This window comes from Brevibacillus sp. HB2.2 (genome assembly GCF_013284275.1).
Taxonomy (GTDB): domain Bacteria; phylum Bacillota; class Bacilli; order Brevibacillales; family Brevibacillaceae; genus Brevibacillus; species Brevibacillus brevis_D.
Map to the genome: position 1 here is coordinate 1 of NZ_JABSUV010000041.1, position 23,313 is coordinate 23,313.

The window sequence follows — 23,313 nt, forward strand, 5'->3', positions numbered from 1 at the left end:
TCTCCTGTTTCCTCCCCACCACTACCACAACGTACCAAAAAGTTTTTTATAAATCTCTGAAACTAGCATGAAAAGAGCAGGACCACTCATAGATATAGAAGAGAAAGAAGAAGAAAGGGTGACTACCTGGATGAGATTGGTGCACAATAGTCTTCTATTTCTTGCGGGAGTGGTCCTCTATTCACTAGGTGGTATCGCTTTTCCAGACGGTGGAGCCTGGTATGATTCCCTTGCCAAGCCCGATGGAACACCGCCAATCTACTTGTTTCGCATCATCTGGCTCATATTATACGCACTCATAGCATGGTCGTTCGTGATTTTGATTCGAACAAAACAGATAAACCGCGAGCTTTTGCTCCTCTATGGGATTAATTGGTTTTTTCATCAACTGTTTTTCGTGTTGTTTATCGGCTATCATTTGCTCGTGTTGGCTGCGCTGGATACCATTCTAGTGATGTATTCCACATGGGTACTCATTCGCGCCATTCGTCCCCACCACAAAATCGCATCCTCGCTACTCATTCCCTATTTCATGTGGAGCGTGTTTTTTATGTGTCTCGCAATTGGCTTCTGCCTACTCAACCTGTGAGTACAAAAGTAATTACAGGCCCTCGACGAGTCGGCTGGCTCGCGCTGTCGCTTCTCGCTTTATTTCCTCCCAATGGAGGGTTTGGAATTGGCGCTGATGCATCAAAATTTCTCCGTTCACAATGGTTGTATCCACATCGGCTCCCGTCGCGCTGTATGCAAGCAGGGCATGGATGTCATGGACAGGCAACAGGTGCGGTTTATCCAGATCGATCAGGATGAGATCAGCTCGCTTCCCGGCTTCCAGGGTTCCGACCTCGTGATCGATCGCAAGCAGCTTCGCACTGTCGATAGTAGCCATGCGCAAGGCCGCTTCGGCAGGCAGTACCGTCGGATCGCTGTGCTTGAGCTTTTGCATCCAAGTCGCGGCTTTGATCTCAGCAAACATATCGAGGGTCGTAGCACTGCCGGCACCGTCTGTTCCCATCCCGACAGTTACCCCGGCCTCGATCAGCTCTCTGACAGGGGCGATGCCGCAGCCGAGCTTCAAATTGCTGACAGGATTATGTGCGACACCGCCTCTCATCCCGTGAAGAAGCGCGACATCGGATTCATTCAGATGAACAGCATGCGCGAGCAAGACGTGTGTATCGTGAAACATGCCCAGTTCATGCAAATACTCCGTGGGTGTTTGATCGTACTTGGCCCGGATTTTCTCTCCTTCCTCAATCGTTTCAGCCAGATGGATGTGGAGAGGGATGTGGCGCTTGCGGGCAAGCTCGATGACTCCTTGCAAAGGCTCCGGTGGACACGTATAAGGAGCGTGCGGACCGAGCATCGTCGTGATTCTGCCATCGCCAGCCCCCGTCCAGTTGTCGATGAGGTTTAAGGCTTCGGCCATTCGTCGACCCCCGTCATCCTCAAGAAAGACCATTCCGCGTGTTAAAGAAGCGCGTATCCCGGAATCAAGTACGGCTTGGGCAACTGCATCCATATGCACATACATATCGGCAAAAGCGGTCGTGCCAGAAGCGATCATTTCTGCAATCCCGAGTGTCGTTCCCCAGTAGACATCTTCTCTTGTCATTCGGGCTTCAGCCGGGAGCATCTTTTTGTCCAACCAATCCATCAGCTTGAGGTCATCGGAAAAAGCACGCAGCAAGGACATACTGGCATGGTTGTGAGCGTTGATGAGACCGGGCATCGCAACCCTATTTTTAGCCAGTATGACACGGTCTGCCTCCTCTTCAAGGGATGGTCCAATTTTGGCGATTCGACCATCCACGATCCAAATATCCCCGAGAAATGGCTTCTCTCCCTCAACCATCGTCAATATCATGCAGTCTTTAATCAGTAACGTTTTCATAGGAAAATCCTCCTTTTTCTTTCTGGTAGCGATGCAAGCGTAAAGCTTAACGCCGCGAGAAAGTCAAGGAGGGAATTTATGAAAAAGAGAGAACAAATTCAGAAGCGTTATGCTGAGCTTCGTGATTTTGAAATATTGTTTATTAGATAACAATTGACGAGAGAAATAATGCTACATAAAATGTAGATAAGATTTGGGGGAAGAAAGTGATGTCACATATGTTAAATGGAGGGCTTGTCGGCCTGCAAGCAATCTTGGATCAATTAAAGCCTTCGGAGCGAAAAGTCGCCGATTATATCCTGGCTCACCCGGAAGATGTTGTGAAGCTCTCTGTCCAAAAATTGGCGGAATATAGTGGGGTATCCGAGGCGACGATCATCCGTTTGGCTCGTTCTCTTAATATGAAGGGGTATCAGGAGCTAAAGCTGCGCGTCGCAGGAGATTTGACGAAACAGACGGCGATGGGCAGCTATCAGGAGATCATGATGGAGGGTTCAGTTGAATCGATTATGCAAGCGGTTAGCTGGAACAATATTCAATCCATTCAGGATACGCTCTCAGTCTTGTCCAACGAAGAAGTAAAGAAAGCAGTCGACGTGCTGGCGGTAGCCAGGAAGATCGATGTTTACGGTGTCGGTGCATCGGCGGTCATTGCTGACGATATCCGGCAAAAATTTTCGCGGATTAACTTGTGGTGTGAGGCTTATTCGGATTTTCACGCACAATTGACGTCGGCAGTCACTTTAACGGAAAAAGACGTGGTCATCGGCATATCTTATTCAGGACAGACCGAAGACATTATTCAATCGTTGACGGAGGCCAAGCAGCAGGGAGCGACCATTATTACCCTGACCAAATTCGGTCCCTCGCCTGTAGCCGAACTAGCCAACATTCGTTTATTCACCAGCTCGGTAGAAAAAAGCATTCGTAGCGGAGCCATGGCTTCGCGCATTGCTCAATTGAACGTCATCGATATTTTGTTTATTACCATGATCAGCAGGATGCAAGAGCGAGTCATTCCCCTGTTGGAAAAATCAAGGCTTGCTGTTAGTCGAACGAAACGCTCCTCGACGTAGGAGAAGGGAGGGAAGACATGGACGACCTGGAGCTGCTTTTGCAAGGATGGGTGGACAGCGGTTTGCTACCGGGAGCTGCCTTGCGAATCGTGCGTGATCGTCGTATCTGGTATGCGTGTGATGTCGGAACGACGAGTATTGCCAAAGACAAGCCGGTGACGCCGAATACCATGTTTGACCTGGCGTCGCTCACCAAAGTGACGGCGACGCTACCTGCTATCCTCTTGCTCGTGCAGGAGGGAGTGGTAGCGCTGGATGATCAGATTGGTCAATTTTTTCCCGATTGTCCCGTTGACAAAAAGCGGATCACACTCGAACAGCTGCTTGTGCATACCTCAGGAATGCCGGCAGATTTGGCAGAGAGAAGGCGCGATAGCGAGATCCATTTGCCAGAGCTGTTGTATGCGCAAGAATTGATTCACGAGCCTGGGGCCCAGGTCGTTTACAGTGATTTGGGCATGATCTGGTTGGGCCTCGTTATCGAGCAAATAACAGGAGAGCGTTTAGACCAGTTTGTTACCCGGCGCATCTTCACCCCATTGGGCATGACACATACTGTTTTCTGTCCGAACGAACAGATTTATCGGAATATTGCGTCTACTGAATATTGTAGCCTCACCAACGCCTACATCACAGGAGAGGTTCATGATGAGAAAGCATTTGCGATGGAAGGGGTTGCAGGACATGCTGGACTTTTCTCAACAGCTGACGATCTGTGCCGATATGCGATGAGCTGGTTGTACCAAGAGCCTCGAATACTTGCTAGCGAATGGTACGAACTGGCGATTCGCAATCATACAGAGCAAGCAGGGGGGAGTAGAGGGTATGGCTGGGAGATCAATCAAGCATCCACCACCTTGAGCTGTGGAAGCGGCTTTCATCGTAGGAGTTTTGGGCATACGGGCTTTACTGGAACCAGTATGTGGATTGACCCAGAGCAACAGTTTGCTGTCATTTTTCTCACTAACGCCGTTCATCTAGGCCGCAATCATCAGCTTCGGCAATTACGACCGATTTTGCACGATGCTGTTACGGCCCAGCTTTTGCAGACCTAAGGGAAGAAAAAGGGGAGGGTTTCGCATGAAGCAATTTCGTTTTCGCTATGTAGCTTCTCTCGTGTTGACTGCGGTTATGGTGGTGACAGGATGTAGCAGTGGAGGAACCGAAACAGAGTCAGTCGGCGGACAAGGTGGAGGACAGCAGGTAACACTCTCCATGCACAGTTGGCGAGTAGAAGACACGGAGGGCTACAAAGCCATCATCAAAGCTTTTGAGGCAGACCATCCGAATATCAAGATCGACTTCAAACCATTCAAAGCAACGGAGTACAATACCATCCTCAACACGGCGCTCCAAAGCGACAGTGGCCCAGATATTTTGCAGCTGCGTCCCTACGCTCCGGGGATTGCCTTGGCTGAAGCTGGACATCTGGAGCCTCTCGACAATGTGCCAGGCATATCTACCATACCAAAAGACGTCCTCGCAGCCGCCACAGGTAAAGACGGTAAAGTCTACGGTGTCCCACTATCCCTGAACTCCACGCAATTTTACTACAACAAGAAAATCTTCGAGCAAAATGGCCTCCAGGCACCGAAAAGCTGGGATGAGCTGATTGCGACAGCCAAAACATTGAAAGAGAAAGGAATCGTCCCGATCTCTTTCGGAGCAAAGGAAGGCTGGCTCCTCTCTCTTAGTCATGGTGTGATTGCTCCAGCTAGCTATAGCGGTACGGACTATCTCGACAAGCTGCTAAAAGGAGAAAGTGACTTAAAAAGCGCTGAGTTCCTCCAATCCGTGCAGCGTATGCAAGAACTTATCCCTTATTTCCCGGAAAATTATGTGGGTCTCGAATTGAATGATATGCGGACGTTGTTCGCCACGGAAAAAGCAGCAATGTTCATCAATGGCAGCTTTGAACTGGAAGGCATCAAAAAGCTGAACCCTGATTTGCCGCTTGATTTCTTCCCGATGCCAACCGATGACGGAAAACAAGTCCTGACAACTTGGGTCGATGGCTCCTATGCCGTAAGCGCTAAGTCCAAACACAAAGCAGAGGCATTGAAGTTCATGGAATTCATGGCGACGAAAAAGTTTGGGGAGCTATTCGCCAATCAGTTCAAACGAATCAGCGCGGTGCCAGGGGTATCGACTGACGATCCGTTGGTAAACAAGATGGCAGAGCTGTCCCAATCAAGCGCCACACCCTATTTGATGGTCGTCAGCTTCCCGGAAGGAAAACCGACCACGAAGCAAACATTGGAAAACGCTCTCCAAGGCATGTATTTAGGCAAGCTCACCCCTGAGCAGGTCGTAGAAGAAGTTCAAAAGTCGGCGGCTACCTGGTTCCCTCCCTTTAAAAAGTAGAAAATAGCAGACGGAAAGGGGGGAGTGGACCTGAGTTGGGTTCACTCCCGGCTTCTGAACAGGCCGCGATGATTTTCGTAAAAAGGGGTGGGCCATCATCGAGAGGGTAAACCGAAAAAGCATTCGAACAAAGGGGCAAGTGCGCTGGCTGATTCACTTGTTTCCGCTGCCCGCGCTTGTTATTTATACGTTGTTTGTCGTGTACCCGATCTTCTCGGCATTCTTATACAGCCTGTACGACTGGAATGGCATCAAGCGCGGGGTTTTTGTCGGACTGCAAAATTTCATTACGCTGTTTACGGTAGAGCCTTTCAACGAAATGTTCTGGAATGCTTTTCGGCATAACGTCTTCTACTTTGTGGTCGAAATGATTGTGCAAAATGGGATTGCCTTTGGTCTGGCTTTTCTCATCTATCGCAAAATACGAGGATCCGGCTTTCTCAAGATTGCTTATTTCATGCCAAGGCTGTTGTCTGTTATTGTAATTGGGTTTTTATGGAAGTTGATTTTAAACCCGAATTACGGTGCACTCAATAGCATTTTGGCAAAAATCGGTCTAGAAGAATGGGCCAGACCATGGCTGGGGGACCCGGATACGGCGCTACTCGCGATTATTTTGATTAACTCTTGGTTTGGCATAGGCTTTGCCATGCTAATCTTTTTGGCGGGACTTCAGTCGATCCCGGAGGATTTGATCGAGGCGGCGAGATTGGATGGGGCAACAGGCTTGCGGATGCTGTGGAAAGTGATTTTGCCGCTATGCATGCCAGCGATTACGATTATGACGATATTTACGTTCATTCAGGCGTTTGAAGCGTTTGAGCTCGTTTACGCTATGCAAGGCTCGATGGGTGAGCCGTTTTATTCGACGGATACGCTAGCTGTTTACTTTTATCGCATGGCGTTTAGCAGCGGAGCTGGGGATGTCACACTTGGACTCGGTTCGGCATTGGCTGTCGTGTTGTTTTTCATCGTCGGATCTGTGTCGGCGTTGTCGCTCTATTTGATGAGGAAACGAGAGGTCCAACACTAATTGCGTGTTCCTGAGTGGAAAGGAGGATGCGATGTGAAGATGACTGTGGGTGGGAGAGCTATATCTTATGTGCTGGCGTATTTATTTGCGTTACTCGCGCTATATCCGATTGTACTGATGATTTCTTCTTCCTTGAAAACGAATAGGGAGATATTTGCGAGTCCGCTCTCCCTTCCGAAGACGTTTAGTCTGGATACGTACAAAAAGCTGTGGGAAACCGTGCCGTTTGCCGACTTTTTATGGAACAGTGTATTCGTCAGTGCTCTGTCTGTCTTGCTCATTACGGTTTTTTCAGCGATGGCGGCCTTTTACTTGTCGCGCTTTTCTTTTACATGGACAGCGGGGCTCTACTTCTTTTTCATTATTGGCCTGATGATTCCGATCAAGCTGGGGATCGTTCCCTTGTTTTTGCTCATGAAGAATCTCGGCCTCTTGAATTCACTGTGGTCGCTGATTCTGATTTATACGGCGAGTGGGATTCCGATCTCTGTTTTTATTTTGACGGGCTTCTTTCGGACGTTGCCGATTGAGCTGGAGGAAGCGGCGCGGATCGACGGATGCAGCCATTTTCAGGTGTTTTGGCGCATACTCTTGCCGCTGATTCGTCCTGCCTTGGCTACGGTGGTCATTATTAATTTCATTCATGCGTGGAACGACTTTTTCTTCCCGTTGATTTTCATTCAGGAGGAAGCGCTCAAGACGATCCCGCTAGGCATGATGGTGCTGTTTGGAGAATATGAAACGGATTGGAGCCTGTTGTTTGCAGGGCTCACATTGTCTGCTTTACCGATGATCATCGTGTTTTTGCTGGCATCGAGGCAGTTTATGGAGGGGTTGACGGCAGGTGCAGTCAAGTAATGGGGAAAAGTGGTTTATCGGGATCGATGGGGGCGGAAGCAAAACCAGAGCAGCCATCTGCAATGAGGCAGGACAGGTGGGGGCAATCGTGGTGGGGGAATCATCAAACCCGCTCTCCAGAAGCTGGGGGGATGTGGAAGCTACACTACGCCAACTCATGGATGCTGTGAGAATAAAGGCAGGTGCCAAGGAAGAGGAAGTAGCCGGTCTGTTTATTGGGCTTGGCGGTGCAGATCGTCCGCAGATCAAGGAAAGAATTCAGCATGCCTTTGTCGATGAGTGGGGAGAACGGCTATTGATTGATAACGATGTCATCGCAGCCCTTTACGCGGGGACGTGGGGGCAGCAAGGCGTCGTACTTCTTGCTGGTACAGGCTCGATTGCCTGTGCCTTTTCAAAAGAGGGGGTGCGGCACCGTGTAGGCGGATGGGGGTATCTGGTAGGAGATGAGGGCAGCGGGTTTGATTTGGGCAAAAAAGCGGCTAGCGCCGTATTGCGCGAATACGATGGGCGCGGTGAATCGACAGTTCTGACACAACTGTTTATGGACCACTATGGCGTTGAGCGTCCTGATGAACTGATCAGCCTGATCTACGGGGGAAGCAATCCGCGAATGGAGCTGGCAAAAACGAGTCAGCTCGTAGAACAAGCCGCAACACTAGGCGATCCGGTGGCGAATACATTGATCATGCAAGCAGTGGAGGATTTGCTAGAATTGGCCGATGCTTGCTTAAAAAAAGTTCAGGAGCCTGTACCAGTCGTTTTAGCGGGAGGATTGTTAACGTCCAGCACGCTCCTTCGCGAACAACTGATTGGGAGAGCTTCGTTTCAAACAATCATTCCCACGGTACCACCTGTCGTCGGAGCGCTGGTTGCGGCTTTCACAAAGCTGGGCTTCGTTGTTGACGAAAAAATGGCAGAGCAACTACGAGTCAGTGCAGAGGTACTGGAAAAGAAATCACACAATTAAATTTTCCGAGGGATGGAAACAACAGAACGAATAGGGTAAAATTGGGTGAGAATAGGATTTGAGAACGTTGTAGGCTATTTCCGAAATTTGGAGTAGCCGTTTTCTCGTCCCAGGAGGGAGGGGCACGATGAAAAATTTATTGGACAGTGGATGGAGAAGTGGTCATCTCTATCGTTCCTTCTTTGATCAAATGATTCAGGCCACTTTTCTGCTCGATCAATTTGGAAGAGTTTTTAAAGGCAATCCTGCCTGCCAAGTGTTGACTGGCTACTCCGTAGAAGAATGGGAAGGAGCCTCCTTTTGGAAGCTGGCTATTTCGGAAGAACAGGAGATGGTACGCCTTCAAACACAATTTGCGATGAATGGTGATCCGAGACCTTTTTTCACCGCTTTTCGTCATAAGGATGGCACAAGTATCCCCGTGCATATTACATATGGAGCTTTTGGGGAGGAAGGCACATCAATTGGGTATTATGCGATGGTGCAGAGGCTCCCGGCCCCGTTTGGTGACAGCTATGGTTCCAAACAGTGCAGAGTATTGGATATTTCCGGTGAAGGTGCGTTCATTTTCCGTGCTGGGGAGCTTCAATACGTCAACCATGCAGGGATGCAACTGGTTGGAGCTTCCGGTTTGGACGAGCTGTTATGGTATCCATTTCAGTCGTTTTTCCATCCCCGTGATGTACCAAAGATCAAGGGTCTCATCCGCACTTTGGAAGAAGGGGAAACAGCCTCGCCAATTGAGGTCGAGCTAATCCGTTTGGATGGCAGTCGGACGGAGGTAGAAGTGTGTGGAACATCCATGACGATGTTGGACAAGCTCTCCATGTACATTCTGATCCGGGATATTACGGAACGCAAACGGGCGCAAGAATTTTTGCAAAACTCGGAAAAACTCGCGCTGGTCGGGCAATTGGCGGCAGGGATCGCGCATGAGATACGCAATCCGCTTACCTCGTTAAAAGGCTTCGTGCAATTAATGCAAAAGGATGGCATGAGAAAGCCGGAGTATTTTTCGATCATGAGCTCGGAATTGGCGCGAATTGAGATGATTGTCTCAGAGCTGTTGGTCTTGGCGAAGCCGCATACGGCTGTGTTTGAAGCCCGCGATCTGTCCAACCTGATCACGCATGTGGTTACGCTCTTGGAGACGGAGGCGATTTTGAAAAAGGTCATGATTCAGGTCGTTTTCGAATCGGAAGTCCCTTTGATCCATTGCGATGAGAATCAGTTGAAGCAAGCTTTCATTAACTTTTTGAAAAATGGGATCGAAGCGACCGCAGGGAATGGAGAAATTGTGATTCGACTGCGGTGTGAAGATGATCGAGTCGTCATTCGGTTTGAAGACAACGGAGTGGGGATCCCGGCCCATCAGATGGCGAGATTGGGAGAGGCTTTTTTCACGACGAAGGAAACGGGGACGGGCCTGGGATTGATGGTGAGCCGCAAAATCATCGAGAACCATCGGGGGACGCTGCGGTTAATAAGCACCCCAGGTAACGGAACGGCAGTCGAGGTATGCTTGCCGATCAGCAGCTAGGAGGACGACTGGATGAACAAAAATACGGTACTGACAGCAGGCTTCGCCCAAATCCCCAAGGGAACTACCTTGTACGAGGTTTCAACCATGGTAGGCTGTGTACTCATCATTGATGTAGACGCCGAAGTGATTTGCGACGCCAGCTTTACCTTTGTCATGGACAAGACGAGTGAGTTTTTGGTTAGCTTGCTTGTAGGCAAGACAGTTGCAGATGGCATGCAGGAGATCACGAAGGCGATCCAAGAACGTTTTTTAGCACCTGGTCAGGGAGCTGTCTTGCAAGCCATCCGTGCAGCTATTGAGCGATATCATGAAAAAAAAGCGTAAAGCTACCCAATAGCCGGAGGGTTGAATATGCATGAGAAGCACGACGTTAGAGAAGCGTATGCAAGACAGTTGTTGGAGCGTTATAGCCAATGGCTCGGCAACATAGAAGCAGTCGAGCTTGGCGAGGTTGAAGCGTTATCTCGTGAGGTAGATAGTATGCTGTCGGAACAGGACAGTGTCTTGCATGCAGAACTGCTGAAGCAGATTGTGGAGCTGCGAAATAAGGTAACCGAAATGATGTGGATCTCCGAGCACATGAAGATTTTACATGACCTCAGCCACATTTTTGCGAAAACGTTTGAGGAAAGTGAAATTTTGTGGAAAGCATTTGAGCTGGTCTCGCGCGTGATGCGTGCAGATGCTTTCTTTATTGCCTTTTATGATGAGGGCGACAGTGAGATCAAAATTCCGATCAGCATCGATAATGGGGTCAATTATGGTCCGCTCACGATTCCCTATGGACAAGCGATGGTGTCCAAAGTGATTGATACACGGGAAACCATTCATATCAAGACGATGAAGAATGAGCCAAGCGAGCCAGAAATGTTCCGCTGGGGAAGCCCGGAAATGGATACGAATACATGCATTTTCGTACCACTCATGCTGGGGAATCAGATCAAAGGCGTTGTTTCTGCCCAGTCTTATCGGGAATTCGCCTATAAAAAAGAGCACGAGGAACTACTGAAAATCATTGGTTTTCAGGTAGCAAGTGCTATTGAAACGGCGCGCTTGTATGAGCGAATGTACCAGATGTCGTTTCAGGATGAGCTGACAGGGATTGCGAATTATCGTGCTTTCCATCGTGATTTGGAAAAGCTGCTGAGTGAAGAGGATGCGTCTGTCTCTTTGATCATGTTGGATTCAGACAGCTTAAAAGCGGTGAACGACCATTATGGTCATCATGCAGGGGACGCATTGATTAAGCAAATTGCCGAAGCGATGAAAGAAGTAGCAGGACCAGAGGATACGGCGTATCGTTATGCGGGAGATGAATTCATGCTGCTCTGTCCGGGGGCGTCGATGGAGATGGCGGAGGAAAAAGCGAGTGCCATTCGGGAATATTTGCGCTTGCGCCCCTTAACACAGGACGATTGCTGCATCTTGATTGCGGTCAGTGTTGGCATTGCACGCTACCCTCAAGACGCAAACACGGCAGATGGCTTGAAGCGGGCAGCAGATGAGGCACTGTACCGCTCCAAGCGCAAAGGGAAAAACTGTACGACCGTGTATGCAGCCGGCTAAGCTTTTTGCTGACGCATGGCGAATAGAAACGTCAAAACTGGCGAGATCCACAGGTAGATGACATAAGGCAAGTATTCCACTGTAGATACGTGCAAGGTAGCGGTAAAGAATGCACCACTTACCCCCCATGGAATGAGTGGGTTGACGAGTGTCCCGCAGTCTTCGAGAGTACGAGACAGTCGTCTGCCCGCCATTCCGCGAGCTGTGAATGCTTCACGAAACATCTGCCCAGGGAGCAGGATAGACAAATATTGTTCTCCTGTCAGCAGATTCACGAGAATAGAAGAAGATCCGGCAAGTCCAACCATCTCAGCGTCTCGTTTGATTCGATTGATGAAACCGGAAAAGAGTGCATGAAACACACCGCTGTATTGCAGGATGCCGCCTAAAGACAAGGCAATCAAAATCAAGGCGAGGGACCAGGTCATCGACAACAGTCCACCACGGTCCACAATCGATGCAACGGCTTCATTGGCGATATTGCTGATGAAGCCGTTTTGCATGACAGTCATCCATTGGACCGGAGAGGTGACTCCTTCGGAAAGAGCAGCTGTGACAATCCCGCTCAAAATCCCGAATACCAATGTAGGCAAAATCGGTTTTCGCAGCGCTGAGCATAACAGGACGACGAATGCTGGCAGCAGCGATAAGAGGCTAAGCGAGAAGTTTTGTTCCAAAGCATGCTGGATTTCTTGAATGGCGTCCAGATTCACATTGGCGCTTTGTCCTTGAATTCCGAAGAAAATCGCGGTAATGACAAGGGCTGGAACAGCAGTACGTGACATGAACTTGACGTGCTCCGACAAGGAAACGCCTGCAATGGCTGCTGCAAAGTTGGTCGTGTCGGAGAGCGGCGACATTTTATCCCCAAAGCAAGCTCCACAAATAATGGCCCCAGCTGTAATTAACGGATCAAGTCCGAGTGCTGTCGAGACCCCCATCATAGCGACCCCTACCGTACTAATCGTGGTAAAAGAGCTCCCTGTAACAGTGGAGACGATCACCGTCAGAAACAGGGCGGAGAGTGTGAAGTACTCCGGTGAGATCAGCGAAATGCCGAGGTGAAGGATCATCGGAACGGTTCCACTCATCATCCATACCCCGATCAAAATTCCAATTAAGGAAAGAATCAGCATGGGGGCGATCGCGGTTTGAATGCCTTTGATCAAGCCCTCCTCCATTTGCTTCCACGGAACGCCGAACAGGAAGAGAAGAGTGGCCGCTCCTATGGTTGCGAGGAAGAGCGGCATATGCGGCTCAACTTTGCCCCAAAAAAGGGCAGGAAACAAGATTCCGAATACGGTGACAAGCACCCAAATACTTTGCGAAAAAGATAATGGCTTGTTCATAATGGCAACTCCTTGTTAAATCAGCCTAAAGCAGTGAGAAAGTATATTTCGCTTTCGCACTTTTGTGCTTTCTTGCTTCTTTGCTTTTGTGCGTTCAAGTGTTAGTGGTACTTTATCCTGAATTACTTGTTTCGTCAACGAAATGGGTTGAATTCGGAATCGTAAAATAATACAGACAAGATGCGGGGGCTGAGTGTGACGAGTCTTATCACTCTTATTTAAAATTATTATAAAAAGATATTGACTTTAAAATTATATCAAGTACAATGATAATTGTTCCTAGTTGATAATAATTATAATTTGATAATAAGAAAAGGGGGGGCCGTTCATGTATGATGTCATCATCATCGGCGGAGGACCAGCTGGTGCTTCTGCTGCCATATATACAGCTCGTGGAAATCTAAAGACGCTCGTCATTGATAAGGCACCCGGAACTGGTGCGCTTGCCCTGACACATAAAATCGCCAACTACCCAGGGGTAGAAGGCGAGATGACAGGGAAAGAACTATTGGATAAAATGCGCAGACAAGCGGAGGGCTTCGGTGCAGAATTCATTCAGACTACGATTTCTGCGGTAGATGTAGAGGATGAGGAAAAAAGCATCTTCACGGCTCATGGTACTTTCCAAGCGAAGGCCGTGATCGTCGCGACTGGTTCCAAAGGACGTAACCGTATGCTTCCAGGAGAAGAGCAATTGCTCGGACGAGGCGTGAGCACTTGCGCGACATGCGATGGAGCTTTTTATGAAGGCAAGCATGTTGCGGTCATCGGTGATACGGAGGAAGCATTGGAAGAAGCGCATGCGCTGACCAAATTTACGGACAAAATCACTTTCTTGGTGCCGCGCGCTGATCTTCAAGGGGTAGATGAACCACCTCGGCTGCCGAACACGGAAATACATTTTCGTACCCGCCCATTAGAAATTGTGGGAGAGAAGTCAGTCGAAGGGTTGCGCATTCGCACAGCAGAAGGAACGGAAGAAATGCTGTCCGTAGACGGGGTTTTCGTCTTCCTGTCAGGCAGCAAGCCGGGTACCGATTTCTTGGATGGGCAAGTTCCCCTCGATGAGGAAGGATTTATGATTTTAGATGAGTTCATGCAGTCTTCTGTTCCAGGCGTATTTGGAGCGGGTGAGGTACGCAAAACACCTGTGAAGCAAGCGGTTGTCGCTGCGGCAGACGGTGCCATTGCGGCTATGGCTGTAGACAAATACATCAACAAGCGCTCCAAAGTTGTTCCACAGTACAAATAGAAGAAAAAGGAGAGAAACAAACATGGCTCAAGCAATCGTATACTCCAGCACACATTGCAATTTCTGCCAGCAATTAAAATCGTATTTGACAGAACAAAACATTTCTTTCGAAGAGCGAAACATCGATGAAAAAGAAGAGTACTTCCAGGAGCTGAGCCGTTTAGGCGTGATGTCTGTTCCTTTGACAGTCATTGGTGAGAAGCAAGTTTTGGGCTTCAACCCGACGCGTATCAAAAAAGCACTGGCAGTATTGGAAGAGGCTGCGAAGTAAATTTCATCAGTTACCATATAAAAGGAGAGATGTATCATGACAACAATGACAACACAGCAAACTGTACAACTTCAAGTAGGAAAACCGGCACCTGACTTTCATATGCTCACGACCAAAAACCTCGAGACACTGGAAGAACGTGTGTCGCTGGCTGATTACAAAGGAAAATGGCTGATTTTGTTCTTCTGGCCGTTCGACTTCACGTTCGTTTGCCCGACAGAGGTAACTTCGTTTAGTGACAACATGGAAGAGTTCGAAGATTTGGATTGCGAAGTATTGGGTGTATCCACGGATAGTGTACATACGCACCGGGCATGGATCAAAACACCGCGCGATGAAAACGGCATTGGTGAAGTAAACTTCCCGCTCGCGAGCGACTTTAAAAAAGAGACGGCACAAGCTTATGGCGTTCTTGATGAAGAGACTGGTGCAGCTCATCGTGGCTTGTTCATCATCGATCCAGACGGCATTCTGCGCTACCAAGTGGTAACGGACATGAACGTGGGCCGCAGCGTGACAGAGACAACTCGTATTTTGCAAGCCCTGCAAGCTGGCGGTCTGTGCCCGGCGAATTGGAAGCCAGGACAGAAGACGCTGTAATTAAAGAAAGAGCATTGCTTCTATATAGAAAGAAGAGGGACAATCCCACCCGTCTATTACAGTCGGAGGGATTGTCCTTCCTTTTTTAATAGAAAGAACGCGGAGGGATAGAGCTAGCTTTGACGATTCCATGCCTCTACAAGCAGTTCGTTGTTGATGCTCATTCCAGCCGCAGAGCCTAGAGCAGCAGCAGTTATCACTTGGTATTGGGTAGTTGCTGCATCGCCTGCACTGTAGACACCCGGTACGCTCGTTTTCCCAAAGGTGTCGACGATAACCGTTCCGGCTTCCGTTACCTGGCAGCCTAATGCTTGTGGCAAGTCAGATCCGGCCACGAGCTTGGGAGCAAAAAAGATCCCTGTGCACGAGATGCTATTGCCATCTGTAAGCTCAACACGTTGCACCTTCCCATCGACAGATACAATCCGCTCGATCGGGGAGTCAAAGACAGGAACGCGATGCTGCAACAGCTCCAACCTTTGTTCTTCCGTGAATTCATCTGGTCCATTGGTGCAGAGGGTGTAATGATTAGTCCAACCAGATAGGACTTTTGCCAAGTGCAATGCTTTCTCTCCGCTTGCTATCAAGACAAGTGGTTGGTCGCGTAATTCCCATCCATCGCAATAAGGGCAGACAAAAGCACTTTTTCCATACACTTCTGCTAATCCGTTAACAGGTAAAGGAAGATCCTTCATTCCCACTGCGAACAGTAGCTTTTTGCTTTGATAAGTCGTTCCCTGTGCAGTCGTTATGAGAAAATTTCCATCGTGCCCCGTGATCGTTGCCGCTGTGTCCTCCACAAAGTGAACGGAAGGGTAGGCGCTTATTTGCTCTCTTGCAATGCGACGAAACTCGCTCGGAGTGATGCCGTCTCTCGTAAGAAAGCCATGCGACTCACGTGTAACACGATTGCGCGGACGGCCTTCATCGATAACGACGACTCTTTTTCTTGCTCTGCCAAGTGCGAGAGCGGCACTCATACCTGCTGGTCCTCCACCAATAATCCCTACATCGATAAGTTGATTCATGTTCGATTACCACCTTTATAGATCTTTTATGTCTATTATAAACAAACCCTCCTCATAATCAAGCTTCGAAACACTTTGTATTCTTTTTGTAAATAATCCCTTATATCGAAAAAATCTAACGCCGTTCAAATAGTAGCAACCTACCATTTTTACGAGCAAAAAGGAAAAAAAAGGAAGGAGCAATTGTACCTAGTTGGCAAAAAATGTGGGTCAGAAGACCGTCCCGGTTGCAGGACTTCCCTCCAAAAAACGTAGGACAATGGAGGCGAATCCCTCCCAATATTACATTTTCATGACAAATCTGAAAAAGACACAATAGTGAATTTTGTCTATGGGAACGATTTGCTCCCTATGTTTACAATGACTGTGACGTGGCAACATATCGGAGGTTGACGAGAAATGGAGCCAACAAAAAAGAAAAGATGGCGCTGGATGAGCTTGACCATGCTGATCGTGGTGGGGGCAAGTGCTTTCTGGTGGTTTTGGGCAGCAGATCGTGTCGAAAGCATGGAGACGACTACAGGTGCTCAATTAAAATTTCGTACGAATGGTGAGCTGTTCGAAGTCTATCAGAATCAGAAGTGGCAGCCCTTTTTTGCGAAAGGTGTCAATCTGGGGGCATCGCTACCGGGTCATTATCCGGGGGAGCTTCCCATAACGAGAGAGGATTACATGCGCTGGTTCGCGATGATCGACGAGATGGGAGCGAACGTCATTCGTGTGTATACGATCCATTCTCCTGTCTTTTATGAAGCACTGGTCGATTACAATCGGCGAAAAGAAGGGGATCCTCTCTATTTGATGCAGGGCATTTGGAGTCCAGAAGAGCTGTTGATTGAAAAGAAAGACGCCTATTTGCCAGAGATTCGCGAGGAGTTTCGGCAGGAAATCAAGGATGCAGTCGGCGCTGTCTACGGAGACATCACCCTGCCGGAAAAACCGGGAAAGGCAAGTGGTACATACCGTGCCAATGCGGGCAAATACTTGATCGGCTGGCACACAGGGACCGAGTGGGACCCCGTGATGGTGAAAAACACCAACCGCCTGCATCAAAAAGTGGCACCCTATCAAGGGAAGTACTTCCACGCGACACCGAATGCAACCGCTTTTGAGACATGGATTGCTGAAATGGTGGATACCGTCGCAACGGAGGAGAGCAAATACGGTTGGCAGCATCCGATGACTTTCACCAATTGGGTGACAACAGACCCCTTATCGCATCCGGGAGAGCCGATCCATCATGAAGATTTGGTCAGTGTCGATTCTACCCATATAGAGCCAACACAGTGGGAGGCAGGCTACTTCGCTTCCTATCACGTGTACCCGTATTATCCGGATTTCTTCCGCTACGACACTACTCTGCAACAGTTGAAGAACGATGCAGGGCAAATCGATACGTACAAAGCGTATTTGCGACAACTGAAGCAGTATCACAAAAACATGCCGATCATGGTGACGGAATTCGGGGTCCCGGCATCGGTGGGAGTCGCCCATCTGGGAAATTTGGGGCGCAATCAGGGTGGTCATTCAGAAAAGCAGCAGGGAGAGATTGATGCCGAGCTTTTGCAAGAAATCCATCAAGAAGGGTATGCGGGAGCAATCGTATTTGTCTGGCAGGACGAGTGGTTCAAAAAAACATGGAACACCATGCGATTTGAGTTGCCGGAAGATCGGCGCTCCCTGTGGATCAACGTATTGACCAATGAGTCTCTGTTTGGAGTCCTCGGCATGTACCCGAACAAAGAAGGCGTGCTGACCATCGATGGGAATCGCACAGATTGGGATCAGCTCGTGCCGGAAGAGAAGCAACGCCTCGATGTTCAAGTTCCGGGTGTCGACGAAATCTGGATGACACACGATGAAGGGTACGTTTATTTCCTTACTCAGTTGAAGGAAGAGTTTGACCCGGCTAAACAACAGCTCTATGTAGGTGTTGATACGCTTCCTGGCGGGAACAAGCATGCTGTGCAGCTTCCCGGCCTGACACTGGATGAGGGGCTAGAGATGTTGATCGCGTTGGGAAAAACAGACGAAAGCCAGATTCAAATCGCTGCCAATTACGACTTTCATGCACGCTTATACGGAAAACGCTACGGCATGCTTGCGGTCAAGGAAGAGGAGAAAAAAGACGATTCCGGGATATTCAAGCCGTGGAAGCTGGCCGTTAGCCTCGAGATGGAGCCGCCAGACAGCAAGAAGTACTATCCGTTGGAGGAAGTCGAGGTCGGCAAGCTGATCCGGGGAACGACAGATGCCCAAGACCCGCAGTACGACTCACGAACCTCGTGGCAAGCGAAGGGAAAAGTGGTAGAGCTGAGAGTGCCGTGGATGCTGCTTGGATTTACAGACCCGAGCTCCTTGTCCGTCATGAGCTATGAGGATGAAGGCAAAAGCTTCACGACGAAGACGACGAAAGGCATACGTATCCTGCCGTTCCTCGTGGATACAGCGACGAAACAAATCGTCGGACAAAACGCTTATGCACTGACGAAGCTCCCGATGTATACATGGCAAGGCTGGGAGCAGGTCGGTTATCACGAACGCAAAAAACAGAGCTATTCCATACTAAAAAAAGCATTCCACGAGATTGAGGCTCCGATGAAGACCGGGACTCAGCCTTGATTGGATAGGAGAGTGGCAAACGTGCAAACACCATTGGCGACGGCAATTGTTTTTCTGTACGCGCTATGTGGATTGACAGTACTAGGCTTGCTTGTCTTGTTCGCACTGAAGCTACGCAACATTTCGGTGGAGAAACAGACCATGCGCTGTCTGGAAAAATATCGCGATTACTTCGTTTACCTGCAAGCACACGGGGAAGAAGAGGAGCGCTTGCAGGTGCCTTATGGCGATGTGACGCAAAAAGAAAAGCAAATCATTCAGAAAAAGCTGTTTGAGCTGATGGAGTGCTTCACAGGCATTCATCGGGACAAGCTGATCTGGCTTTGCGAGGATATGGGACTCGTAGAGCTGGATATGCAAAGACTAAATGGCAAGTGGAAATGGACGAGAGTGGATGCCGCTTACAATTTGGGGATCATGCGCTCCAAGCTCGCTGTACCTGCTCTCATGACCCTCCTGCAAAAAAACACGAATGACACCAGTGTTTTTATCATTGCACGCTCTGTCGCCAAATGTGCACGCAATACTGAAGATTTGCGGGAAATGGCGACCCACGTTGTCCGAGCGAAGAACAATGTCCACCAGCTCATCGTGGACATCATCAGTGATTCGCAGGTGGATACAGCACCACTTTTTGCACAGTTTTTACAAGATTCCGATGCTGAACTGGTCAAAATCGGACTGATTGGCTACGCCGTGCATGCCCAGCCTGGCATTGAGCCTGCGCTATACCAGCTCATTCAATCGCCTGACAAGGAAGTCCGAATCAAGGCAGTCAAGCTCATGTGTCGGGATATCCGCTATATGAATGAGCAGACACTCACGGATTTTATGAATCACAAGGATTGGGAAATTCGGGCAATGGCAGCGAAGGCAATCGGCTCACTGAAATTGCATACGTACATTCCCTCGCTAAAAAAGGCGGTTGGCGATGCGAACTGGTGGGTTCGTCATCACAGTGCACGCAGTTTGGCGCAGCTGGAGGTCGAAGGCTTTGCTGCCCTGTGTGAAATTTTGCAGGAAGAGAGAAACGGTCATAAGAGCGAGATGGCTCATCAAGTGATCCAGGAGGAGCTGGAAAAAGAGAAGCTGGTTCTACAGGGTGCAACAGCAACCGCGACAGAGAAGCTCCTGCAATACAACGAAAAGCTGCATCTGTACCGCAAGTCGTATCGCAAAACGATCTCCACGGTTCAGGCGCTGGAAAGATAGAGCGAAAGGAGGCTGCCATGAGAGATTTTCTACTTTACTACGGGGTGTTTGCGGTCTATTACGTCATCGCGATCAACTCTTTGTACTTCATCATCATGCTGTTCTCATTCAAGAGCATCATGGGAATTTTAAAAAGCTCCATCTATTCGAGATTCCAGACACTTTCAGGCTCTGAGCACGTTCCGCCGATTTCGATTCTCGTGCCAGCGTACAACGAGGAGCTGACGATTATTGAAAATGTGAGGTCGCTCTTATCTTTGAACTATCCGCGCTACGAGGTACTCGTGGTCAACGATGGATCGAAGGATGCTACCTTGCAGGTACTGATTGACGAGTTTTCGCTGGTTTACTCCGAGCACATGCCAGTGCAGCCGCTTTTGCATACGTCGAACATCAGGGGAATCTACCACAATCCGGCTTTTCCGAATCTGTATTTGATCGACAAAGAGAACGGAGGAAAAGCTGACTCGCTTAATGCGGGGATCAATCTCTCCCACTATCCGTTGATCGCATCCATTGATGCAGATTCCTTGCTGGAAAAAGACGCGCTGATTCGCATTGCGAAGGTGTATATGGAAAACCCGGATGAAACAGTGGCTATCGGCGGAGATATCCGCATTGCCAACGGCTGCAAGATCGAAGACGGTGTCGTGAAAGACATTCGTCTGCCAGACAAATTTTTGCCGATGATGCAATCTGTCGAATACCTCAAGGCGTTTCTCGGGGGACGGATCGGCTGGAGTGCAATCAACGGATTGATTATCGTCTCAGGTGCGTTCGGTGTTTTTCGCAAGGATTACATCATCAAGGTAGGCGGCTATCGCGAAGGGTATCCGGGTGAAGACATGAACATCATCATCAAGCTGCACAAGTACATGCTGGAAAACAAGCTGCCGTACCGAGTGGCATTCTGCCCCGATGCGGTCTGCTGGACGCAAGCGCCGGATACACTCAAAATTTTGGGCAGTCAACGGCGCAGATGGGGACGCGGCAATCTGAAAAACATGATTGAGTACGGCAGACATATGGCGTTCCGCCCCAAGTACAAGCTGTTCGGGATGCTCACGCTACCGTTCAATATCCTGTTTGAAACCTTGAATCCATACTTCCGCATCACGGGTCTACTGGCTCTCATCGGTTACACCTTACTGGATATGACCAACGGCTATGTCCTCTTACTCTACGGCTTGCTCAATGTGCTGTATGGCATGCTGCTTGGTATTGGCTCCTTATTGCTGGAGGAAATCGCGTTTCGACGGTATCCACGCTTTCAGGACATCGTCAAAATGCTTTTCTATACGATTCTGATGTTCTTCGGCTATCGGCAAATCGGGGTCATCTGGAGATTCCTCGGTCATATTGAATACTTGCGCAACAACAACTCCTGGGGAACGATGACGCGGACGAGCTGGCAGACGAAGGGCAGCGAAAACATTTCAAGTTTGGAGGCTAGATCATGAGTAATCTCGTACCTGTTTTTTACGAGCATCTGAGCAAGATGGAAGAGAAACAATTGGCGTGTGGGGTTATTCTAGCGGCTTGCAAAAACCTCACAAAAGAGTCAATGGAGCTGATCAAGCAAGACCTGGGCACCAGTTCAGGAGACGGATCCGATATTGCTTTGCACTACGCGTATGACAAAAACAAGCAGCTCTTCGGAATCCTGCTTGAAGGACAGAAGCTTTCGAACACTCATTTCTATGCTTTGCGTGTCAAAGACTATTTGCAAGAGCACAAACTGCTTGCGGGCAGCCTGTTGATTGCGAGTTTTCCCGAAAGCTCCCGCTCGTCCGGTCAAATGCTGATGCGGATGATCCAAGAGATGAGAGAGCCAGGCGCTCACGGGGAGATCAAGATTTACGAGCAGAATCCCGCTCAAAGAGAAGAGCCGGCAAGTATTTTGCTGGTTAACCATGATGAGACTGTCAACGAGTTTTTGAGCATCTACTTTCAGCGCAAAGGGTATCTCGTTACAGTAGCCAATGACGGAATGGATGGCATGGAAAAATATCAGGAGGTCGCTCCTGATCTCGTGATTACCGACCTGAATCTCCCTATCCTCAATGGATACCAGCTCATGGAAAAAATCAAGCATATCAGCGCTTCCATGAGCAAGATTATGGTGCTTACAGACAAACGTCTGGAAGAAGATGTGCAAAAATCGTTTGCGATGGGAGCATCTGACTACATTACGAAGCCATTCTCCCCGGTAGAGCTGGAAGCCAGGGTGAAAAGGCTGATTTCATAATTCTAGAAAGAGAAAGGGAGAGAAACGAGGATGGCGAGATACGAGGAACTGCAACAGAAGATTCAACGAAAGACAGCGAGAGTGGGTGTCATTGGGCTTGGGTATGTAGGGCTGCCGCTTGCCGTAGAGACGATCAAGAGCGGTTATACCGTAATCGGAATCGATTTGCATGGTGGAAAAATCGAGAGCCTGAAAAGAGGAGAGTCTTACGTCCAGGATATTTCTAATGAAACCTTGCAGGAATGCCTCGCGACCAACCGCTTTTTTCCGACGACTGATTATAGCGTAATCGAAGAGCTGGATGCGATCAGCATTTGCGTTCCGACACCGCTCAGTCCCAATCAGGACCCGGACACCTCTTACATTATAAACGTTGTCGAGCAAATCAAGCGATTCATGAAAAGAGGAATGCTCATTACACTGGAGAGCACAACCTATCCGGGAACAACGGAGGAGCTGATCCAGCGCGAATTTGAAAAGCTGGGCTACCGGGCTGGCATCGATTTTTTCCTCTGCTACTCGCCAGAGAGGGTCGATCCGGGCAATCGCAAATACAGTACGTACAATACGCCAAAGGTGATCGGCGGGACGACAGAACGTTGCATGGAGTTAGGCACACTCTTGTATGGCAGTCTGGTCAAAACTGTCGTACCAGTCTCCTCGCCAAAGGTGGCGGAGATGTCCAAGCTTTTGGAAAACACCTTCCGTAGCGTCAATATTGCCTTCATGAATGAGATGGCGATGATGTGCGACAGAATGGGCATCAATGTTTGGGAAGTAATCAAGGCCGCATCGACCAAGCCTTTCGGGTTCATGCCATTTTACCCGGGACCCGGAATCGGTGGGCATTGCATACCGCTCGATCCGATGTATTTGTCGTGGAAGGCCAAGGGCTTTCGTTTTCACAGTCAATTTATTGAGATCGCCCAGTCGATTAACGACAACATGCCGGACTATGTGCGAAACAAGACAGCACAGGTACTCAATATTTACGCCAAAGCGATTAACAGCTCGCGCATCTTGATTCTTGGCATGGCCTACAAGCCGGAGGTCGATGACTTGCGGGAATCACCTGGGCTGGAGATTTACGAGCTATTCACCAATAGCGGAGCGACGGTTGACTATTACGACCCGTATGCGCAGAGCTTTGTGAATAAAAAAGGGGAGATCGTCCATTCCATTGCCAATGACTACGAGGCGTTCAAGACTTACGATTGCATGGTGCTCATTACGAATCACCAATGCTTTGCCTATCAGGAGCTGGCGGATTTGGGAGTGGCTATTATCGATACACGAAATGCGTTTGAGGGCATCACGAATCCGAATGTGTATCGCATCGGAACCTCCGTGGCTATCAAGCAGGAGAAGGAAGTCGTCAGCTTGCTCGCATAATACAAAGTCGCAACATTATACGCAACAAGGGAGGA

Annotated in this window: 21 protein-coding genes; 18 read left to right on the forward strand and 3 right to left on the reverse strand. The window is 49.0% G+C overall.

Going from position 1 to position 23,313, the window contains the following annotated elements; translation table 11 throughout:
* Nucleotides 1-130 precede the first annotated feature (130 nt).
* Nucleotides 131-589 (forward strand): TspO/MBR family protein, encoded by a 459-nt coding sequence (locus HP401_RS33605; RefSeq protein WP_173606828.1) that lies wholly within the window; start codon nucleotides 131-133, stop codon nucleotides 587-589.
* Nucleotides 590-601: 12 nt separating this feature from the next.
* Here HP401_RS33605 and HP401_RS33610 read toward each other — a convergent pair whose 3' ends face one another.
* Nucleotides 602-1,894: an amidohydrolase gene (locus HP401_RS33610; protein WP_173606829.1), complete on the reverse strand. Its 1,293-nt coding sequence runs from the start codon at nucleotides 1,892-1,894 to the stop codon at nucleotides 602-604.
* Nucleotides 1,895-2,112: 218 nt separating this feature from the next.
* Here HP401_RS33610 and HP401_RS33615 point away from each other — a divergent pair, with 218 nt between their 5' ends.
* The 9 genes from HP401_RS33615 to HP401_RS33655 all read left to right on the forward strand — a co-directional run bounded on the left by HP401_RS33615 (nucleotide 2,113) and on the right by HP401_RS33655 (nucleotide 11,304).
* Nucleotides 2,113-2,970 (forward strand): MurR/RpiR family transcriptional regulator, encoded by an 858-nt coding sequence (locus HP401_RS33615; protein WP_483862073.1) that lies wholly within the window; start codon nucleotides 2,113-2,115, stop codon nucleotides 2,968-2,970.
* A gap of 17 nt (nucleotides 2,971-2,987) precedes the next feature.
* Nucleotides 2,988-4,025 (forward strand): serine hydrolase domain-containing protein, encoded by a 1,038-nt coding sequence (locus HP401_RS33620; RefSeq protein WP_173606830.1) that lies wholly within the window; start codon nucleotides 2,988-2,990, stop codon nucleotides 4,023-4,025.
* A gap of 25 nt (nucleotides 4,026-4,050) precedes the next feature.
* Nucleotides 4,051-5,334: an ABC transporter substrate-binding protein gene (locus tag HP401_RS33625; protein WP_173606831.1), complete on the forward strand. Its 1,284-nt coding sequence runs from the start codon at nucleotides 4,051-4,053 to the stop codon at nucleotides 5,332-5,334.
* 139 nt (nucleotides 5,335-5,473) lie between these two features.
* Nucleotides 5,474-6,367 carry a carbohydrate ABC transporter permease gene (locus tag HP401_RS33630; protein ID WP_309145157.1) on the forward strand — a complete coding sequence of 298 codons (894 nt, stop codon included), beginning with the start codon at nucleotides 5,474-5,476 and terminating at the stop codon, nucleotides 6,365-6,367.
* Between the two features lie 33 nt (nucleotides 6,368-6,400).
* On the forward strand, nucleotides 6,401-7,225 hold the full coding sequence (locus HP401_RS33635) for a carbohydrate ABC transporter permease (RefSeq protein ID WP_173606832.1): 825 nt from the start codon (nucleotides 6,401-6,403) through the stop codon (nucleotides 7,223-7,225).
* Entirely contained in the window at nucleotides 7,212-8,195 is a 984-nt protein-coding gene (locus HP401_RS33640) for an N-acetylglucosamine kinase (protein ID WP_173606833.1), read from the forward strand. The genes HP401_RS33635 and HP401_RS33640 overlap by 14 nt, the downstream gene beginning before the upstream one ends.
* Nucleotides 8,196-8,322: 127 nt before the next feature.
* Nucleotides 8,323-9,735: an ATP-binding protein gene (locus HP401_RS33645; protein ID WP_173606834.1), complete on the forward strand. Its 1,413-nt coding sequence runs from the start codon at nucleotides 8,323-8,325 to the stop codon at nucleotides 9,733-9,735.
* A gap of 12 nt (nucleotides 9,736-9,747) precedes the next feature.
* Complete coding sequence (locus HP401_RS33650; protein ID WP_007725309.1) at nucleotides 9,748-10,062, forward strand: DUF3870 domain-containing protein; 315 nt, start codon at nucleotides 9,748-9,750, stop codon at nucleotides 10,060-10,062.
* Between the two features lie 27 nt (nucleotides 10,063-10,089).
* Nucleotides 10,090-11,304, forward strand: coding sequence for a sensor domain-containing diguanylate cyclase (locus HP401_RS33655; RefSeq protein WP_173606835.1), 1,215 nt, complete (start codon nucleotides 10,090-10,092; stop codon nucleotides 11,302-11,304).
* Here the strand turns inward: HP401_RS33655 and nhaC are convergent.
* A complete protein-coding gene (gene nhaC, locus HP401_RS33660) occupies nucleotides 11,301-12,653 on the reverse strand; it encodes a Na+/H+ antiporter NhaC (RefSeq protein ID WP_173606836.1) in 1,353 nt (450 codons plus the stop codon). The genes HP401_RS33655 and nhaC overlap by 4 nt on opposite strands.
* 328 nt (nucleotides 12,654-12,981) lie before the next feature.
* Here nhaC and HP401_RS33665 point away from each other — a divergent pair, with 328 nt between their 5' ends.
* From HP401_RS33665 to HP401_RS33675, 3 genes are read left to right on the forward strand one after another with little or no spacing between them, the layout of a single operon-like run.
* Nucleotides 12,982-13,905, forward strand: a complete 924-nt coding sequence (locus HP401_RS33665) for an NAD(P)/FAD-dependent oxidoreductase (protein WP_173606837.1) — start codon at nucleotides 12,982-12,984, stop codon at nucleotides 13,903-13,905.
* A 22-nt stretch (nucleotides 13,906-13,927) separates the two neighbouring features.
* Complete coding sequence (locus HP401_RS33670; RefSeq protein ID WP_173606838.1) at nucleotides 13,928-14,176, forward strand: glutaredoxin family protein; 249 nt, start codon at nucleotides 13,928-13,930, stop codon at nucleotides 14,174-14,176.
* Nucleotides 14,177-14,221: 45 nt separating this feature from the next.
* On the forward strand, nucleotides 14,222-14,776 hold the full coding sequence (locus HP401_RS33675; RefSeq protein ID WP_173606856.1) for a peroxiredoxin: 555 nt from the start codon (nucleotides 14,222-14,224) through the stop codon (nucleotides 14,774-14,776).
* 113 nt (nucleotides 14,777-14,889) lie between these two features.
* Here the strand turns inward: HP401_RS33675 and HP401_RS33680 are convergent, their stop codons facing one another.
* Nucleotides 14,890-15,804, reverse strand: coding sequence for an NAD(P)/FAD-dependent oxidoreductase (locus HP401_RS33680; RefSeq protein WP_173606839.1), 915 nt, complete (start codon nucleotides 15,802-15,804; stop codon nucleotides 14,890-14,892).
* Nucleotides 15,805-16,203: 399 nt separating this feature from the next.
* On the opposite strand from HP401_RS33680, the gene HP401_RS33685 reads away from it, so the two are divergent.
* The 5 genes from HP401_RS33685 to HP401_RS33705 are packed head-to-tail and all read left to right on the forward strand — an operon-like array spanning nucleotide 16,204 to nucleotide 23,278.
* Nucleotides 16,204-18,426, forward strand: a complete 2,223-nt coding sequence (locus HP401_RS33685) for a hypothetical protein (protein WP_173606840.1) — start codon at nucleotides 16,204-16,206, stop codon at nucleotides 18,424-18,426.
* Between the two features lie 21 nt (nucleotides 18,427-18,447).
* On the forward strand, nucleotides 18,448-19,638 hold the full coding sequence (locus HP401_RS33690; protein ID WP_173606841.1) for a HEAT repeat domain-containing protein: 1,191 nt from the start codon (nucleotides 18,448-18,450) through the stop codon (nucleotides 19,636-19,638).
* Nucleotides 19,639-19,655: 17 nt separating this feature from the next.
* On the forward strand, nucleotides 19,656-21,098 hold the full coding sequence (locus tag HP401_RS33695; RefSeq protein ID WP_142495342.1) for a glycosyltransferase family 2 protein: 1,443 nt from the start codon (nucleotides 19,656-19,658) through the stop codon (nucleotides 21,096-21,098).
* Entirely contained in the window at nucleotides 21,095-21,886 is a 792-nt protein-coding gene (locus HP401_RS33700; protein WP_142495343.1) for a response regulator transcription factor, read from the forward strand. Before HP401_RS33695 ends, HP401_RS33700 begins: the two co-directional genes overlap by 4 nt.
* Before the next feature lie 30 nt (nucleotides 21,887-21,916).
* A complete protein-coding gene (locus tag HP401_RS33705; protein ID WP_012685085.1) occupies nucleotides 21,917-23,278 on the forward strand; it encodes a nucleotide sugar dehydrogenase in 1,362 nt (453 codons plus the stop codon).
* Nucleotides 23,279-23,313 lie beyond the last annotated feature (35 nt).

What these genes read in the sequence shown, in the direction of transcription:
- HP401_RS33680 (WP_173606839.1), bottom strand. Translation starts at nt 15,804, where the DNA reads ATGAATCAACTTATCGATGTAGGGATTATTGGTGGAGGACCAGCAGGT.
- HP401_RS33705 (WP_012685085.1), top strand. Translation starts at nt 21,917, where the DNA reads ATGGCGAGATACGAGGAACTGCAACAGAAGATTCAACGAAAGACAGCG.
- HP401_RS33695 (WP_142495342.1), top strand. Translation starts at nt 19,656, where the DNA reads ATGAGAGATTTTCTACTTTACTACGGGGTGTTTGCGGTCTATTACGTC.
- nhaC (WP_173606836.1), bottom strand. Translation starts at nt 12,653, where the DNA reads ATGAACAAGCCATTATCTTTTTCGCAAAGTATTTGGGTGCTTGTCACC.
- HP401_RS33605 (WP_173606828.1), top strand. Translation starts at nt 131, where the DNA reads ATGAGATTGGTGCACAATAGTCTTCTATTTCTTGCGGGAGTGGTCCTC.
- HP401_RS33610 (WP_173606829.1), bottom strand. Translation starts at nt 1,894, where the DNA reads ATGAAAACGTTACTGATTAAAGACTGCATGATATTGACGATGGTTGAG.
- HP401_RS33665 (WP_173606837.1), top strand. Translation starts at nt 12,982, where the DNA reads ATGTATGATGTCATCATCATCGGCGGAGGACCAGCTGGTGCTTCTGCT.
- HP401_RS33670 (WP_173606838.1), top strand. Translation starts at nt 13,928, where the DNA reads ATGGCTCAAGCAATCGTATACTCCAGCACACATTGCAATTTCTGCCAG.
- HP401_RS33685 (WP_173606840.1), top strand. Translation starts at nt 16,204, where the DNA reads ATGGAGCCAACAAAAAAGAAAAGATGGCGCTGGATGAGCTTGACCATG.
- HP401_RS33625 (WP_173606831.1), top strand. Translation starts at nt 4,051, where the DNA reads ATGAAGCAATTTCGTTTTCGCTATGTAGCTTCTCTCGTGTTGACTGCG.
- HP401_RS33645 (WP_173606834.1), top strand. Translation starts at nt 8,323, where the DNA reads ATGAAAAATTTATTGGACAGTGGATGGAGAAGTGGTCATCTCTATCGT.
- HP401_RS33700 (WP_142495343.1), top strand. Translation starts at nt 21,095, where the DNA reads ATGAGTAATCTCGTACCTGTTTTTTACGAGCATCTGAGCAAGATGGAA.
- HP401_RS33655 (WP_173606835.1), top strand. Translation starts at nt 10,090, where the DNA reads ATGCATGAGAAGCACGACGTTAGAGAAGCGTATGCAAGACAGTTGTTG.
- HP401_RS33620 (WP_173606830.1), top strand. Translation starts at nt 2,988, where the DNA reads ATGGACGACCTGGAGCTGCTTTTGCAAGGATGGGTGGACAGCGGTTTG.
- HP401_RS33650 (WP_007725309.1), top strand. Translation starts at nt 9,748, where the DNA reads ATGAACAAAAATACGGTACTGACAGCAGGCTTCGCCCAAATCCCCAAG.
- HP401_RS33675 (WP_173606856.1), top strand. Translation starts at nt 14,222, where the DNA reads ATGACAACACAGCAAACTGTACAACTTCAAGTAGGAAAACCGGCACCT.
- HP401_RS33615 (WP_483862073.1), top strand. Translation starts at nt 2,113, where the DNA reads ATGTTAAATGGAGGGCTTGTCGGCCTGCAAGCAATCTTGGATCAATTA.